General features: G+C 71.1%; 17 protein-coding genes. 7 read left to right on the top strand and 10 right to left on the bottom strand.

Features of this window, described 5'->3' with window-relative positions; all coding sequences use genetic code 11:
- Positions 1-239 precede the first annotated feature (239 nt).
- The 8 genes from def to ABZ906_RS25885 form a co-directional block, all read right to left on the bottom strand.
- Positions 240-890 carry a peptide deformylase gene (def, locus tag ABZ906_RS25920; protein ID WP_361181597.1) on the bottom strand — a complete coding sequence of 217 codons (651 nt, stop codon included), beginning with the start codon at positions 888-890 and terminating at the stop codon, positions 240-242.
- A gap of 63 nt (positions 891-953) precedes the next feature.
- Positions 954-1,934: a hypothetical protein gene (locus ABZ906_RS25915; protein WP_361181599.1), complete on the bottom strand. Its 981-nt coding sequence runs from the start codon at positions 1,932-1,934 to the stop codon at positions 954-956.
- 103 nt (positions 1,935-2,037) lie between these two features.
- Entirely contained in the window at positions 2,038-3,387 is a 1,350-nt protein-coding gene (locus tag ABZ906_RS25910) for an HD domain-containing protein (protein WP_361386379.1), read from the bottom strand.
- Positions 3,384-4,727, bottom strand: coding sequence for an HD-GYP domain-containing protein (locus ABZ906_RS25905; RefSeq protein WP_361386376.1), 1,344 nt, complete (start codon positions 4,725-4,727; stop codon positions 3,384-3,386). The genes ABZ906_RS25910 and ABZ906_RS25905 overlap by 4 nt, the downstream gene beginning before the upstream one ends.
- Before the next feature lie 161 nt (positions 4,728-4,888).
- A complete protein-coding gene (gene rsrA, locus ABZ906_RS25900; RefSeq protein ID WP_361181603.1) occupies positions 4,889-5,233 on the bottom strand; it encodes a mycothiol system anti-sigma-R factor in 345 nt (114 codons plus the stop codon).
- Positions 5,230-5,910, bottom strand: a complete 681-nt coding sequence (locus tag ABZ906_RS25895) for a sigma-70 family RNA polymerase sigma factor (RefSeq protein WP_361181605.1) — start codon at positions 5,908-5,910, stop codon at positions 5,230-5,232. The genes rsrA and ABZ906_RS25895 overlap by 4 nt, the downstream gene beginning before the upstream one ends.
- A 221-nt stretch (positions 5,911-6,131) precedes the next feature.
- The gene (locus tag ABZ906_RS25890) at positions 6,132-6,809 is read right to left on the bottom strand and encodes an alpha/beta family hydrolase (protein ID WP_361386373.1); all 678 of its coding nucleotides are present in this window, start codon (positions 6,807-6,809) and stop codon (positions 6,132-6,134) included.
- A 1-nt stretch (position 6,810) separates the two neighbouring features.
- Positions 6,811-7,626, bottom strand: a complete 816-nt coding sequence (locus tag ABZ906_RS25885) for an SOS response-associated peptidase (protein ID WP_361386370.1) — start codon at positions 7,624-7,626, stop codon at positions 6,811-6,813.
- Between the two features lie 61 nt (positions 7,627-7,687).
- Here ABZ906_RS25885 and ABZ906_RS25880 point away from each other — a divergent pair, with 61 nt between their 5' ends.
- The 4 genes from ABZ906_RS25880 (at position 7,688) to ABZ906_RS25865 (ending at position 11,256) form a co-directional block, all read left to right on the top strand.
- On the top strand, positions 7,688-8,410 hold the full coding sequence (locus ABZ906_RS25880) for a M50 family metallopeptidase (RefSeq protein WP_361182458.1): 723 nt from the start codon (positions 7,688-7,690) through the stop codon (positions 8,408-8,410).
- A gap of 56 nt (positions 8,411-8,466) precedes the next feature.
- Positions 8,467-9,783, top strand: coding sequence for a 3-phosphoshikimate 1-carboxyvinyltransferase (gene aroA, locus ABZ906_RS25875; protein ID WP_361386367.1), 1,317 nt, complete (start codon positions 8,467-8,469; stop codon positions 9,781-9,783).
- A gap of 16 nt (positions 9,784-9,799) precedes the next feature.
- Positions 9,800-10,813 (top strand): ribosome small subunit-dependent GTPase A, encoded by a 1,014-nt coding sequence (gene rsgA, locus ABZ906_RS25870; RefSeq protein ID WP_361386364.1) that lies wholly within the window; start codon positions 9,800-9,802, stop codon positions 10,811-10,813.
- Between the two features lie 119 nt (positions 10,814-10,932).
- Entirely contained in the window at positions 10,933-11,256 is a 324-nt protein-coding gene (locus ABZ906_RS25865; protein WP_190082031.1) for a multidrug efflux SMR transporter, read from the top strand.
- Positions 11,257-11,278: 22 nt separating this feature from the next.
- Here the strand turns inward: ABZ906_RS25865 and ABZ906_RS25860 are convergent, their stop codons facing one another.
- Positions 11,279-11,884: a TetR/AcrR family transcriptional regulator gene (locus tag ABZ906_RS25860; RefSeq protein ID WP_361181615.1), complete on the bottom strand. Its 606-nt coding sequence runs from the start codon at positions 11,882-11,884 to the stop codon at positions 11,279-11,281.
- A 162-nt stretch (positions 11,885-12,046) separates the two neighbouring features.
- Between ABZ906_RS25860 and hisN the strand changes: the two genes are divergently transcribed.
- On the top strand, positions 12,047-12,847 hold the full coding sequence (gene hisN / locus ABZ906_RS25855; RefSeq protein ID WP_361181617.1) for a histidinol-phosphatase: 801 nt from the start codon (positions 12,047-12,049) through the stop codon (positions 12,845-12,847).
- A gap of 157 nt (positions 12,848-13,004) precedes the next feature.
- The gene (locus tag ABZ906_RS25850; RefSeq protein ID WP_361181619.1) at positions 13,005-13,403 is read left to right on the top strand and encodes a CBS domain-containing protein; all 399 of its coding nucleotides are present in this window, start codon (positions 13,005-13,007) and stop codon (positions 13,401-13,403) included.
- Between the two features lie 72 nt (positions 13,404-13,475).
- Here the strand turns inward: ABZ906_RS25850 and ABZ906_RS25845 are convergent, their stop codons facing one another.
- Entirely contained in the window at positions 13,476-14,945 is a 1,470-nt protein-coding gene (locus ABZ906_RS25845; RefSeq protein ID WP_361181621.1) for a catalase, read from the bottom strand.
- Positions 14,946-15,109: 164 nt separating this feature from the next.
- On the opposite strand from ABZ906_RS25845, the gene ABZ906_RS25840 reads away from it, so the two are divergent.
- Positions 15,110-15,526: a Fur family transcriptional regulator gene (locus tag ABZ906_RS25840; protein ID WP_361181623.1), complete on the top strand. Its 417-nt coding sequence runs from the start codon at positions 15,110-15,112 to the stop codon at positions 15,524-15,526.
- The last annotated feature ends 84 nt before the right edge of the window (positions 15,527-15,610 follow it).

Raw genomic sequence — 15,610 nt, 5'->3', positions numbered from 1 at the left:
TTCAGGGAACAGATTTGCGCCATTCACTACCCCCCAACGCCGAAAAAATCCCCCTACGTGACTGATTATGGATCACCAGAAGCCTGTTTTGCTCGCACAACTGACCGGTCAATGCGAACGGCCCCCGGACGGGAGGGAGTTCCCGACCGGGGGCCGCAGGTGGCTCGCGGTGCGCGCGTGCCAGAGGTGACTCAGGCGTCCGGCGCTACGTCAGTGCAGTCGTGGGGCGCGGCGACGGTTCAGTCGTTGGGCACGACGGGGTAGCGCGGAGTGCCCTCTTCCATCTGCCGCAGCGCGTCCTTGCGGTCGCGCTTGGAGAGGCGGTCGATGTAGAGGTAGCCGTACAGGTGGTCCGTCTCGTGCTGGAGGCAGCGCGAGAAGTAGCCGGTGCCCCGCACCTTGATCGGGTTGCCCTTCTCGTCCTGCCCGGTCACCTCGGCGTAGTCCGGGCGGGCCAGCTCGGCGTAGGCCGTGGGCACGGAGAGGCAGCCCTCGTTCGAGTCGTCGAGGCGGCGCCGCTCCGCGGGCAGGTCGCGCACCACGGGGTTGCAGACCGCGCCGACGTGCCGCTTGCCCTCGTCGTCCATGCAGTCGTAGACGAAGACCTTCAGGTCGACGCCGATCTGGTTGGCGGCAAGGCCCACGCCCTCGGCGGTCCGCTGGCTGGCGAACATGTCGGCGACGAGCTGCTCGAGGTCGGCGTCGAAGGCGGTGACGTCCTTGCACTCCTTGTGCAGCACGGGGTTGCCGACGACCGTGATGGGCCGGGACGTGCCGCGCTCGCGCCAGGCCGTCTCCCGCTCCTCGCAGTCCTCCGTGTCGATGACGAAGCCCTCGTCGTCCACGGGGAGGACCCCGCCCGAGGCCTGCTGCTCAGTGTCCTGCGCCATTGTCCGACGTACGCCTTCCTGGGAAACCACAAGAGATGTGCCGGTACAGCCTACGGCCAGGAGTCAGCAGACCTCTTCCAGATCCCGCCAGTCACGGGAGTCCGGGCTGTCCGCGACCCAGCCGTCGAGCAGCCCGCGCACCAGTGCGGCGGGGGCCGCGATGCCGCACTCGCGCTCGGGCACCCACAGGGCGCCGGGGCTGCGGTGACCGAGCGGTCCGGGGTGGCCGGGCTCGCTGTGGTCGTGCGGGTCCAGGTGCTCGCCGTCGCCCTCGTCGCTCGGCATGCGGCTCTCGGAGCACATGCGGCACAGCAGCCGCACGGACGACGACCAGTCCTCGGCCGCGAAGCCCGCGTCCGCCGCGAGTCTCTCCAGGGCGTTCCGGTCGTCCTCGGTGGCGGCCTCCAGAAGAACCACCCAGGTCGGAACCGGTGAGGGCGCCCACAGCTCGATCTCGTCGAAGACGGGATACGAGTCCCCGGCCCCGGTCGTCCGCTCGCCGTGCGGGACGCCGTCGTGCAGCACGACCTCGCCCCAGCGGCGCCCGGAGGAGGGCAGCGGGATGGAGAGCACCTCGATACGGGCGGGGTCGAGCCTGCGCCCCCACACGACCTCGGCCTCGCCCTCGGGCGAGAGCCGCACGGCGGCGCTGCCCAGGTCCATGCCCGTCGGCTCCCCCGAGGCGGCGACCCCGCCCGGCACCTTCAGGCCGTACGCCTGCCAGGCGCGCCTGGCCAGCGGCCAGTCCTGCAACGCGGTGGCCGCGATGCCCACGTTCCACCAGTCGGGGGCGCCGGCCGACCGGTCGAGCAGCGCGACGGCCCGCAGGCCCGCGGCCCGTGCCTGCTCCCAGTCGTGCCGGAACTTGTGGAGCAGCGCGAGGTTGAACCAGGACTCCGAGAGCCACGGCTCGAGATCCGCCGCGCGGGTCAGTAGTGCGCCCGCGTCCTCGTACCGCCCGTCGCCGATCAGCGTGAAGGCGCGGTCGGTGGCCTGCCGCCATGAGGCGGAGGGCCGGTGCCGTCCCTTGCCGAAGATCCTCACGATTCCTGCCTGCCGGTACTTGAGTTCCTGCGTTCCGATGTGGCCTGAGGGCCCTCTTCGCATCCAACCACGTACGGTCGGACGGCCGCTCATTACCCATGGGTTACCCAACCGGCGGCAAGCTATGACCGCCCCGTGAAAGCACCCGGGCCAGGGCTTCGACGACTTCGGGCTGGTAGTCGCGTCCGGTGGCAAGACGCAGCCGCTCCAGGGCGTTGAGAGGGCCTCCGGGACCTTCTGTCCTGGCCATCTCGTCGTACGCGTTGGCCGTCCGCACGATACGGGCGGTGAGCGGCTGCTCGCGGTACGGGTCCGCCTGCCGCTCCACGACCACGGCGACGGCGCCGTTCACCCCCGTCTGCCGCACGACGGCGCCCCCGAGCAGCGCGATCCGCCGCTGTTCCGCGTCCGGCAGGGCGGCGGTGGCGCCCGCGGGCACCGGGTCGACGAGGGAGAGCTGCCCGATGTCGTGCATCAGCGCCGCGTACTCCAGGACGGCGAGGTCGGGCGCGGAGAGACCAAGCTCACGCCCCACGGCCCTGCTCAGCGCGGCGACCCGGCGGGCATGGCCCTGCGGGGTGTACCCGGCGATCTCGGTGGACCGGGCGAGCGAGGCGATGGTCTGCCGGTAGGTGGTGCGCACCGCGGCGTACCGCCCGAACGACAGCTGGGTCAGGAGCAGCGGCAGGCTGAACACCGGCAGCGCCCAGAGCCCCGCCACGGCGACCGCGAGCGCCATGACGGCCCCCGTGGCGCACACGGCGGACCCGATGCCCGGCATGGCCCGCAGCTCGTCGCGCAGGAGCGGCCCGAAGGGCCAGCGGGTGCGGGCGTACGCCATGGCGGCGGCGAGCACGGCGTCGCAGAGGGCGGTCAGGACGAGCAGCGCGACGATGACGACGGCGAAGCCCGGCCCCTGTCCCGCCCACTCCCCCAACTTTCCCGCGTTGTAGAGCGGTTGGAAGCACGCGGCGGCGAAGCCCACCGTCAGCACGCGCCGCGCCAGGTGCGAGAGGGCGGGCCCTCGGCCGAGCGCCACGTGCGGCACGGCCCCGACGAGCGCGGCGGCGACCACGACGGCGATCACCTGGAACACGCCGTGGTGCGTGGGCCGCCCTCCGACCTCCCCGAGCAGCGCGTAGGCCAGCGCCCCCGCGGCCCCGAGCGGCGCGGGCTCCCGCTCGCTGCCCCCGGCCCCCCACCGGGCCAGCTCCCCCACGGCGACAAGCCCCCCAAAGGCGAGCGCGACCCCGCCTTCGTCGAGCCCGTGCCAGAGGGTCCAGCAGAGGGCGAACAGGGTGAGAGTCCCGGCGGCGCCGTAGACGAGGATGCTTACGGTTGCGGGCAGGCGCTCCGCACGGCGATTGGGGCCTCCCCTGCTCGAGCGAAGCCGAGAGCTTGGGGAAGTGTGGGCACGACCCTCAACGCCGGGTTCCGGCAGAGCGGCGCTCATCGCGTCCCCGCCCCGGGGGCAGCGGGAACACCGGAGGCCCCCGGCCGGGGCCCGGGGACGACCTCCCCGGTGTCCGAGGTGACCGCCGGGTCCCACCCGTGCCGATCCAGCGCCCGCCGCAACGCGGCGACCATCGCGGGGTCGAACTGAGACCCCGCGCACCGCGACAGCTCGGCCAGCGCGGCAGCGACCGGCCGCCCCCTGCGATAGGACCTCGTGGACGTCATGGCGTCGAACGCGTCCGCGACGGCCACCACCCGCGCGAACTCCGGAATCTGCTGCCCCACGAGCCCGTAGGGATACCCGCTCCCGTCGATCCGCTCGTGGTGGTGCAGGATCGCCGCCCGCGCCTCCCCGAGGAAGCCGATGCCCCGCACCATCTCGTGGCCGTACTCGGGATGCAGCTCGATGACCCGCCGCTCCTCGGGGGTCAGCGGCCCGTCCTTGCGCAGCAGCCGGGTCGGCACGCCGAGTTTGCCGACGTCGTGCAGGATTCCGGCGAACCGCAGGCTCTCCACCCTCTCGTCCGCCATCTCCAGCTCCCGGGCGATCAGCACGGAGGCGTGCCCCACGCGCTCGCTGTGTCCGCGGGTGTACCGGTCCTTGATGTCGACGGCCTGCACGAGCGCCCTGATCGTTGCCTGGTGGGCGGCCCGCTCCCGGTGGTACTGGGCGAAGACCCAGCAGGAGACCCCCATCGGGAGCAGCACGAGGAGCGCGGCGAGCGGCCCGTACGGACTGCGCCAGAGGACCGCCATCATCAGGCCCGCGAGGCCGTGCACGGCGACCGGCGCGAACGACCGCGGGAAGAGCCCCCGCCAGGCGGTCCGCGGCGGGACGCGTTCCGCGGTGGCCAGGATGCCGCCGTCCAGGGCGGTCAGTACGGCGGAGAAGGCGACGACGGCCGCTCCGGCGGGCAGCAGCGCGTACGGGAAATCGGGCGCGGCCACCGCGTCGGGCCCGCCGAGCTCTCCGTACAGCCGGGCCGCTGTCCAGGCGGCCAGGGCGAGTTGGGCCGCGCGCCAGACCTTGCGCACCCACCGGGGGCGTCGCTCGACGGGGGTGAGCAGCGCCCCCGGCACCGCGACGAGCGCGGCGGCGGCCGGCGGCAGCAGGAAGACGGCGGCGAGCAGGACGGGGAAGAAGGTGCCGAGGCCGTTGGGTCCGCGGCGGCCGATGACCCGGCACCGCGAGGCCTGCTCGCACCCGGCGTAGAGCCCGGCGAGGAGCCCGAGCGCGGCCCACGGCGTGTGCGGGGCCAGCGCGGGCGCGGCGCAGGCGGCGCCGGCCAGGGTGACGCACAGGATGTAGGCGCGAGCCCACGGAGCGATGGACCGCATGGCACTGTCTCCTCCCCCGTGGCCCGTCCGGAGACTAGAACGGCTGCCGCCCGCTCCGAGCGCGCCCGGCGGAAATTGGCACGTACGAGTGAAGGTGAACAGAAAAAAGCAGGCCGTGACGGACTCCCGTCACGACCTGCTCACACTCAACTACCCGAGGATCAGGCTTCCTTGGCCCGCAGCCCCTTGGCCTGCACACCGCCCTCGGCGGCCACCGTCTCCACGGTCACGTCGTGCTCCGGCACGGCCTCGCCCGAGCGGATGAGGTCGATGCGGCCCATGACCTTGGCCCGCAGGTCGGTCGGCACGTCGTCCTGGCCGCAGCAGCGCTTCACCAGCTTCTTGACCGCCTGCTCCAGGCCGTACTTCTCCAGACACGGAGAGCACTCCTCGAAGTGCGTCTCGAACTTGGTGCAGTCGCTGTCCGGCATCTCGTGGTCCAGGAACTCGTACAGATGGTCCAGGACTTCACTGCAATCCGTCTCGTGCGGCTCTCCGCAGCTCATGAGCCTGAGCCTTTCGCTTCGTTCGACGACTCTGAGGCGGCGCCGGCGGGGACGAGGCCGCGGTCACGGGCATAGTCCTCGAGCATGCCGCGCAGTTGGCGACGGCCACGGTGCAACCGGGACATCACCGTACCGATGGGTGTCCCCATAATGTCCGCGATCTCCTTGTACGCAAAGCCCTCGACGTCGGCGAGATAGACGGCGATGCGGAATTCCTCGGGGATCGCCTGGAGCGCGGACTTCACGTCCGAGTCCGGCAGGTGGTCGAGGGCCTGCGACTCGGCCGAGCGCAGACCGGTGGACATGTGCGACTCGGCCCGTGCGAGCTGCCAGTCCTCGATCTCCTCGGCGGCGCTGCGCTGGGGCTCGCGCTGCTTCTTGCGGTACGAGTTGATGAACGTGTTGGTGAGGATGCGGTACAGCCACGCCTTGAGGTTGGTGCCCTCACGGAACTGGTGGAACGACGCGTACGCCTTGGCGTAGGTCTCCTGCACCAGGTCCTCCGCGTCCGCCGGATTGCGCGTCATGCGCAGCGCGGCCGAGTACATCTGGTCGAGGAAGCCCAGGGCGTCCCGCTCGAAGCGGGCCGTGCGCTCCGCCGACGTCTCGGCGCTTCCGTCGGGTCGCTCCGCCTGGCCTTGCTCGGCCCCTGCGTCGGTCCCAGTGACCGGACCCACCTCCTCCAAAGACGTGGCAGGACCGAAAGCAGTCCCACTCGAATCGGAGGATAGACGACGATCCGGTCCCGCCGCCGCCCGAATAGGGGCGGCCTTGGGCGCGCTCAGCACCGTCCATTCCAGGTCAGGGGCGCTGGAGCGAGCCGGGCAGATGGTCGAACCCATGCGGCTGACTTCCTCTCGTACCAACAGCGTTTAGCTTCTGTTCGGCACAACAGAGGTCATGCACCCAACATTCCCGTCCATCGGATGACGCCATCCGTGATGAGCGTCATGGCTTCCGCCTCCCCGATGTCGGCCCGTTTGGGAATAGCGAAGCCGTGATCGCCGTGGGGGACCTCCACGAGCTCGTACGTCCCTTCCGGGAACTCGGCGGGCTTCCCGAAGGGGTCGTTGCCGCCCTGTACGACGAGGGTCGGTACCCCGGCGCCGAGGAGTTCGTCCGCACGGGACTTCTCCGGCTTGCCCGGCGGGTGCAGGGGGAAGCTGAGGGCCAGTACGGCGGCAGCGCCCAGCTCGGTGGCGGTGCGGCAGGCGACGCGTGCCCCCGCGCTGCGGCCGCCCGCGATCACCGGGAGGCCGGGCTTCGTCAGTGCGGGCCACAGGCCGCGCCATCCCACGTCCAGGGTCTTCGGCGCGGGCGCCAGCTTCTTGCCCGCGACCCGCCAGGGCTGCTCCACCAGGGCGACGGTGACGCCGTGCGCGGGCAGGGCGGCGGCGATGGCCCGCAGGTCGCGGGCCTCGATGCCGCCGCCGGCTCCGTGGCTGACGGCCAGCACGAACCGTGCTCCGGCCTTGGGGGCGGGATGCCAGGTGATGCGCGCCTCACCGGCGTCGGTCTCGACGATCTCGCTCTGGGGCCGGCTCTGGGTCTCGTTCTGGGGCTCGCTCTTGGTCACGTCAGAAGAGTGTGCCTTCTTCGGGGCCGTCCAGCTCCTTCAGCAGCTCCGGGCCGTTGTTGCGGACGTTGCTGACGGCCGTCGACACCGGGAAGGCCCGCATGAGGCCGTGCGGCGGGGGCTCCAGGAGGGTCCGCAGGTCCTCGGGGTCGGTGCGCGAGGGGTCGAGCCAGGCGTCCCAGCGGTCCGGCGTCAGCATGAGGGGCATCCGCGGGTGGATGTCGTGCAGCGAGCGCGGCCCTTCCTCCGGGGCTACGGCCAGGGGCGCGGTCTCCGCCTCCGTGGTGATCACCGTGCACGTCACCCACCAGGCGAGGGGGTGCTCGTCCGGCAGGGTCTTGTCGCGCCAGAACTCGTACAGACCCGCCATCGCGAAAACCGAGCCGTCGGCGGGCGTCACGAAGTACGGCTGCTTGCGGGGGCGCTTCTTCTTGCCCTCGACCTCAAGGTCCCGCTCGCCCGTGCCGGTGACCCACTCGTAGTAGCCGTCGGCCGGGATGACGCAGCGGCGCGACGTGAAGGCGCGGCGGTACGAGGGCTTCTCGTGGACGGTCTCCGCGCGGGCGTTGATCATCCGGGCGCCGCCCTCGGGCGTCTTCGACCAGGACGGGACGAGGCCCCACTTGAGCGTGCGCAGCTGGCGAACCGGACGCGGGTCATCGGCGTCTTTCACCGGACGGTCCAGGACCGCGTAGACCTCCTTGGTCGGAGCCACGTTGAAATCGGGGGCCAGCGCCTCCTCCGGCTCCCACTTCTCGATCTCAAAGATTCCTGCGAGATCCTCGGGCCTACGACTCGATGCATACCGTCCGCACATACGTGCCAGACTGCCAGACCCCGTACGACCTGAGGAGCCGGTCCAGACAATGGCCCACGCAATGGAAGTCACCGCGAACGCCAGCCTGACCGACCTCTGGGACCGGGTATTCGGCACCCAGGCAGCCCCCGACGAGTGGCTGGTGATCATCACCGGTCTCGTCGCGCTCGCCGTCGTCGTCCCGCACGGCATCTGGCGGGTCGCCCGCAACGCCATCACCATCGCGCACGAGGGCGGCCACGGCCTGGTGGCCCTGCTCACCGGGCGCCGCCTCGACGGCATCCGGCTGCACTCCGACACCAGCGGCCTCACCGTCTCCCGCGGCAAGCCCACCGGCCTCGGCATGATCCTCACCGCGGCCTCGGGCTACACCGCGCCGCCCCTGCTCGGCCTCGGCGGCGCCGCGCTCCTGGCCGCCGGGCACATCACCGCGTTCCTGTGGCTCGCCACGGCGCTGCTCCTCGTGATGCTCGTCATGATCCGGAACGCGTACGGCGCCCTCACGATGATCATCACCGGCGGCACCTTCCTGCTCGTCTCCTGGCTGACCAGCTCGCAGGTGCAGGCGGCGTTCGCGTACGCGGTGGTGTGGTTCCTGCTCCTGGGAGGCGTGCGGCCCGCCTTCGAGCTGCAGTCCAAGCGCAGGCGCGGCGGTGCGGGCGACTCGGACGCGGACCAGCTCTCCCGGCTCACGCACGTCCCCGCGGGGATGTGGCTCTTCCTCTTCCACGCCGTCTCACTGTGCTCACTGATAGGCGGCGGACGCTGGCTGCTCGGCCTCTGACCCGGCCTCTGAGCAGCGCCGACTGCGCCGTCACCGTGAGCCACTAAAGTGTGGGCATGACCGTGAACCCAGCGCACGACACCCTCTGGCCAGCCCCGCACGCGAGCGGAGCCGTCGCCGCGACGGTCCATGTGCCCGGGTCCAAATCGGTCACCAACCGCGGTCTCGTCCTCGCCGCCCTCGCCGCCGAGCCCGGCTGGCTGCGCCGCCCGCTGCGCTCCCGCGACACCCTCCTGATGGCGGGCGCCCTGCGCGCGCTCGGCGTCGGCATCGAGGAGGGCGTGGGCCCCGACGGCTCCGGCGAGGCCTGGCGGATCATCCCCTCCGGCCTGCACGGCCCCGCCACGGTCGACGTCGGCAACGCCGGTACGGTCATGCGCTTCCTGCCCCCGGTCGCCGCCCTCGCCGACGGCCCGATCCGCTTCGACGGCGACCCCCGTTCGTACGAGCGTCCGCTGAACGGCGTGATCGACGCCCTGCGCGCGCTCGGCGCCCGCATCGACGACGACGGCCGCGGCGCGCTGCCGCTGACCGTGCACGGCGGCGGCGCCCTGGACGGCGGCCCGGTCGACATCGACGCCTCCTCGTCCTCCCAGTTCGTCAGCGCCCTGCTGCTCTCGGGCCCCCGCTTCAACCAGGGCGTCGAGGTCCGGCACACCGGCTCCGCCCTGCCCTCCATGCCGCACATCCGGATGACCGTCGACATGCTCCGCGCGGTCGGCGCCCAGGTGGACACCCCGGAGTCGGGCGGCGAGCCGAACGTGTGGCGGGTCACCCCCGGCGCCCTGCTCGGCCGCGATCTGACCGTCGAGCCCGACCTCTCGAACGCCCAGCCGTTCCTGGCCGCCGCCCTGGTCACCGGCGGCCGGGTGACGATCCCGGACTGGCCCGCGCACACCACGCAGCCCGGCGACAAGCTGCGGGAGATCTTCACCGAGATGGGCGGTTCCTGCGAACTGACCGCGCAGGGGCTCGTGTTCACCGGCTCCGGGTCGATCCACGGCATCGACGTGGACCTGAGCGAGGTCGGCGAGCTCACCCCCGGCATCGCGGCCGTCGCGGCCCTCGCCGACTCCCCCTCGACCCTGAGCGGCGTCGCCCACCTGCGGCTGCACGAGACGGACCGCCTCGCGGCCCTCACCAAGGAGATCAACGGCCTCGGCGGCGACGTCACCGAGACCGCCGACGGCCTGCACATCCGCCCGCGCCGCCTGCACGGCGGGATCTTCCACACGTACGACGACCACCGCATGGCCACGGCGGGCGCCGTCATCGGCCTCGCCGTGGAGGACGTACAGATCGAGAATGTCGCGACGACGGCGAAGACGCTGCCCGACTTCCCCGACCTCTGGACCGGAATGCTCGGGAACTGACGGGCGGAACCAGAACATGCGCCGCTACGGAAAGAACCCCGACGAGGACGACATCCGCGTCCGCCCCAACCGCAAGGGCAACCGCCCGCGCACGCACATCAGGCCCAAGCACGAGGACGCGTCGGACGGCATGGTCCTCACCGTCGACCGGGGCCGCCTGACCGTCCTGGTCGACGACCGGATCGTGATGGCCATGAAGGCCCGCGAACTGGGGCGCAAGGCCGCCGTGGTGGGCGACCGGGTCTCGCTCGTCGGGGATCTCTCCGGCAAGAAGGACACCCTCGCGCGCATCGTGCGCATCGCGCCGCGCACGTCCGTCCTGCGCCGCACCGCCGACGACGACGATCCGTACGAGCGGGTGGTCGTCGCCAACGCCGACCAGCTGGCCATCGTCACGGCCCTCGCCGACCCGGAGCCGCGCCCGCGCCTGATCGACCGCTGCATCGTGGCCGCGTTCGACGGCGGTCTCAAGCCGGTCCTCGTCCTGACCAAGTCCGACCTGGCATCGGCCGACAAGCTCCTGGAGACCTACTCCACGCTCGACGTTCCCTACGTCGTCACCAGCCGCGAGGAGTTCACGGACGGCGCCGAGCTCGCCCGCGTGCACGAGCTGCTCGACGGCAAGGTCACCGCGTTCGTCGGGCACTCCGGGGTGGGCAAGACGACGCTGGTCAACGCCCTGGTCCCGGAGGAGCGCCGGCGCACCACCGGGCACGTCAACGCCGTCACTGGCCGTGGCCGGCACACCACCACGTCGGCGCTCGCGCTGCCCCTGTCGGGCGACTCCGGCGGGTGGGTGGTCGACACGCCCGGCGTGCGCTCCTTCGGCCTGCACCACGTCGACCCGTCCCGCGTCATCCTCGCCTTCCCCGACCTGGTGCCGGGCACGGAGGACTGCCCGCGCGCGTGCAGCCACGACGAGCCGGACTGCGCGCTCGACGCCTGGGTGGAGGAGGGGCACGCGGACCCCGCGCGTCTTTACTCGCTGCGCAGGCTCCTGGCGACCCGCGAGCGACGCGAGGGCGACTGACCTCGTCGTTGTTTGCGCCGGGGCGTTGCGGCAAAGGCATAATCACACCAAGCCTGTGCCAAGCCCGTACCAAGCCAGGCGAAGCGGTCACCGGACGCAGAGATGCGGGAGGCAGAAACATGGCGTGGCTGCTTGTCATCGTCGCGGGGTTCCTGGAGACCGGTTTCGCGGTCTGTCTCAAGCTCTCGCACGGCTTCACCCGGCTCTGGCCGACGATCACCTTCGCGGCCTTCGCGCTCGGCAGCTTCGGCCTGCTCACGCTCGCGCTGCGCAAGCTCGACGTGGGTCCCGCGTACGCGGTCTGGACGGGCATCGGCGCCGCGGGCACCGCGATCTACGGCATGGTCTTCCTCGGCGACGTGGTCTCCACGCTCAAGATCGTCTCCATCACGCTGGTGATCGCCGGCGTCATCGGCCTCCAGCTGTCGGGCTCCGCCCACTGATCCTGAGGCGGCCGCGGCCCGCTCAGGCGTTGGTCCAGCGCCCCAGGACCCCGCGCACCAGCTCCACGGGATCCTCGCCCGCGGGCGAGGGCGCGACGACGTACGAAAGAGCCATCCGCACGGCGCTCTCGCAGGCCAGGGCCAGCTCCTCCGTGTCCTTGGGCCGCGCCCTGCCGTTCAGCGCGTTCACCGCCTTGTCCCGGACGAGGGCGAGCAGTTCGGCGGGCGACGGAACGCCCGCGTCCGCGCGCCGCTGCGCCGGTACGGGTGAAGCGGAGATCCCCGGCCTGGTCGGCGCGGGCAGGCGTTCGCTCCAGCAGCCGGTGAGCATGGCCCTGGCGAGTTCGTTGCCGCGCGCCGCGGCGATCGTCCACGCACTCACGGCGGCGAGCCGGTCCACCGGACCGCCCTCCACGGCCAACGCGTGCTCCACGCCGTGCAGATAGGCGTCGGTCTCGCGCCGGAGCAAGGCGCGCGCGAGGCCGTCCTTGCTGCCGAACTCGTTGTAGAGGGTCTGCCGGGACACTCCGGCGGTGGCCGCGACATCGACCATGCGGACTGCTGGCCACGGCCGGCGAGCCAACGCCGTGGCGGCCGCGTCCAGTAAGGATTCCCGTGCTGCAGGCATCGTCGCCTCCCGGGGCCGAAGCGGCTCTGCGGCCAGCGTTGACGTGCTCGGAGGCGGTGTCAATAGCTCCGGCGGGACCTCGCAAGGGATGCGTCATGTCCCGGAATGGCCCGGACATACGGCGCTGTGGCTCAGCCAGAACGAGATCGATACTGTTCACTCATGCCCGACTACCACGATGATCTGCGTCTTGCCCACGTCCTCGCGGACGCCGCCGACGCCGCGACGATGGACCGGTTCAAGGCTCTGGACCTCAAGGTCGAGACCAAGCCGGACATGACGCCGGTGAGCGAGGCGGACAAAACGGCCGAGGAGCTGATCCGGTCGAACCTGAAGCGGGGGCGGCCGCGCGACGCGATCCTCGGCGAGGAGTTCGGCGTCGAGGGCACGGGCCCGCGCCGCTGGGTGATCGACCCGATCGACGGCACCAAGAACTACGTACGCGGGGTGCCGGTCTGGGCCACGCTGATCTCCCTGATGGAGGCGGGCGAGGGCGGCTTCCAGCCGGTGGTGGGTGTCGTCTCGGCGCCCGCGCTGGGCCGCCGCTGGTGGGCCGCGAAGGGCGCCGGTGCCTACACCGGGCGCAGCCTGACCTCGGCGACCAGGATCCACGCCTCCAAGGTGTCGCGGCTCCAGGACGCCTCCTTCGCGTACTCCTCGCTCTCTGGCTGGGAGGAGCAGGGCCGCCTCGACGGATTCATGGACCTCACGCGCGCGGTCTGGCGCACCCGCGGTTACGGCGACTTCTGGCCGTACATGATGGTCGCCGAGGGATCGGTCGACATCTGCGCGGAGCCCGAGCTCTCGCTCTGGGACATGGCGGCGACCGCGATCATCGTGACCGAGGCGGGCGGCACCTTCACCGGCCTCGACGGCGCTCCGGGCCCGCACAGCGGCAACGCGGCCGCGTCGAACGGTCTGCTCCACGACGAGTTGCTCGGCTACCTCAACCAGCGCTACTGAGGCGCACGCACCCCGCGCGTCCCTGACGCGCACGCCCAGAACCGGCGGCACGCGCCCCCTTGTTGACGACCCGCATGGCTGCGACTCTGAGAGTCCCCCCACTTGTGAACTTGTGAATCGCTTCTCTTGCGGTCCACTCAGGAGGTGGCTCAAGCCCATGCTCGTCCGCGACGCCATGAGCACGATGGTCCTCACCATCGGTCCCGCCCACACACTGCGCCAGGCGGCCAGGCTGATGTCGACGCGCCGCGTCGGCGCGGCCGTCGTCCTCGACGCCGACACAAGCCTAGGCATTCTGACCGAGCGCGACGTCCTCATCTCGGTGGGCCTCGGCCAGAACCCCGACACCGAGACCGCAGGCACCCACACCACGACCGAAGTCGTCTTCGCCGCACCGTCCTGGACCCTGGAGGAGGCCGCGGACGCCATGTCGCACGGCGGCTTCCGGCACCTGATCGTGATGGACGGGAACGAACCGACCGGGATCGTCTCGGTCCGCGACATCATCCGCTGCTGGGCCCCGGGCAGGAACCGCGTGCCGACGCTCACCGTGTGAACGAAAGGCGGGCCGGGCCCCCGAAGGGACCCGGCCCGCCCGTCCTTCCCGGACGAGATCCGACCAGCGAGGTCAGCCGCGCAGGGCCTGGACCGCGGCCTCCAGACGCTTGCCGAAGTCACCGTCCGCCTGACGGAAGTTGTTGATCGCGCGCTCGGCGATGTCGTCGCGCGAGACACCCGCGATGTTGCCCGCGAGGTTCTCGATCAGACGGCTCTTCTCGTCCTCGGACATCTTGCGGTAGAGGTTGCCCGCCTGCACGAAGTCGTTGTCCTCGGCGTGCGAGGGAGCCTCGTGGTTGCCCGTGCCGCCGGTGACGGGGGTGGACACCCACAGCGGCCGGTCCGTCTGGAAGGGGCCGCCGAAGGAGTTCGGCTCGTAGTTCTTCGCGCCCTTGTGGCGGCCGTCGTACAGGAAGCCGTCACGCGAGTTGGTGCGCGCCTCGGTGGCGTGCGGGCGGTTCACCGGCAGGTGGTCGGCGTTGATGCCGACGCGGTAGCGGTGGGCGTCGCCGTACGCGAAGAGGCGGCCCTGGAGCATCTTGTCGGGGGACGGACCGATGCCGGGAACGAAGTGCGCGGGCGAGAAGATGCTCTGCTCGACCTCGGCGAAGATGTTCTCCGGGTTGCGGTTGAGCTCCAGCTTGCCGATCTCGATCGGCGGGTAGTCCTCGTGCGGCCACACCTTGGTGAGGTCGAACGGGTTGAAGCGGTAGGTCGCCGCGTCCGCCGCCGGCATGATCTGCACCTGCACGGTCCAGGACGGGAACTCGCCGCGCTCGATGGCCTCGCGCAGGTCGCGCTGGTGGGAGTCGGCGTCCTCACCGGCGAGCTTGGCCGCGTCGGCCGCCGTCAGGTTCTTGATGCCCTGGTCGGTCTTGAAGTGGTACTTGACCCAGAAGACCTCACCGGCCTCGTTGTTCCACTGGTAGGTGTGGGAGCCGTACCCGTTCATGTGGCGCAGCGTCGCCGGGATACCGCGGTCACCGAAGAGCCAGGTGACCTGGTGGGTCGACTCGGGGCTCAGGCCCCAGAAGTCCCACACGTTGTCGGCTTCCTGCGAGCCCGTGTACGGGTCGCGCTTCTGCGTGTGGATGAAGTCGGGGAACTTGATCGCGTCCTTGATGAAGAAGACGGGGGTGTTGTTCCCGACCAGGTCGTAGTTCCCCTCCTCCGTGTAGAACTTCAGCGCGAAGCCACGGGGGTCGCGCACGGCGTCGGCGGAGCCGAGGTTGCCGGCGACGGTGGAGAAGCGAAGGAAGGTCTCCGTCTGCTTGCCGACCTCGGAGAGGAACTTCGCCCGCGTCCACTGCGAGACGTCGCGGGTCAGCGTGAAGGTGCCGTACGCACCGGCGCCGCGGGCGTGGACGATGCGCTCCGGGATGCGCTCGCGGTTGAAGTGCGCGAGCTTCTCGAGCAGCGCCTGGTCCTGGACCAGGACCGGACCGCCGGCACCAGCGGTCTCGCTGTTCTGGTTGTCGGCGACCGGCGCGCCGGCCTCCGTGGTGAGCGGTCCCTGCGTCACGTGCGCCTCCTGCGTCATTTCCTGCAAGTCCTGTCCATAGGCGTTGCCCTTTGCTTCGGCCGATGCTCTTGCCCTTGGCCTCTGCCGAACTCGATCCTACGATGGACTTTGTCTAAGTCAAGTAAACATCCAAAGTCACACATGGTCGGGAGTTAGCCTCCCTGCCTGCTAGGCTGGTTTTCATGAGCGACCTGTTGGAACGACTGCGCGGACGCGGCTGGCGCATGACCGCGCAGCGACGCGTCGTGGCCGAGGTCCTCGACGGGGACCACGTCCACCTGACCGCGGACGAGGTGCACGCCCGCGCCGTGGACAAGCTCCCCGAGATCTCCAGGGCGACGGTCTACAACACCCTGGGCGAGCTGGTGACCATCGGCGAGGTCCTCGAAGTCTCGACGGACCGCAGGGCCAAGCGGTACGACCCGAACGCCCACCGCCCCCACCAGCACCTGGTGTGCGCGCAGTGCGGCACGATCCGCGACGTCCACCCCACGGGCAACCCCCTGACCAGCCTCCCCGACTCGGAACGCTTCGGCTTCACGATCGAGGGCGCGGACGTCACATACAGGGGCACGTGCCCCAGCTGCGCGGGGGCGTAGCACTCTCCCGCGGGCTTGTGGGCAGGCGTTCCGCAGGGCGGAACGGGTGGGCACAAACCACCAACGGTCCGCAGGCAAGGGCGA

It is taken from the genome of Streptomyces sp. NPDC046925 (assembly GCF_040644915.1).
In the GTDB taxonomy this organism is placed as follows: domain Bacteria; phylum Actinomycetota; class Actinomycetes; order Streptomycetales; family Streptomycetaceae; genus Streptomyces.
The sequence above is the reverse complement of the archived record's forward strand: the minus strand, read 5'-3'. Positions and strand labels throughout refer to the sequence as shown.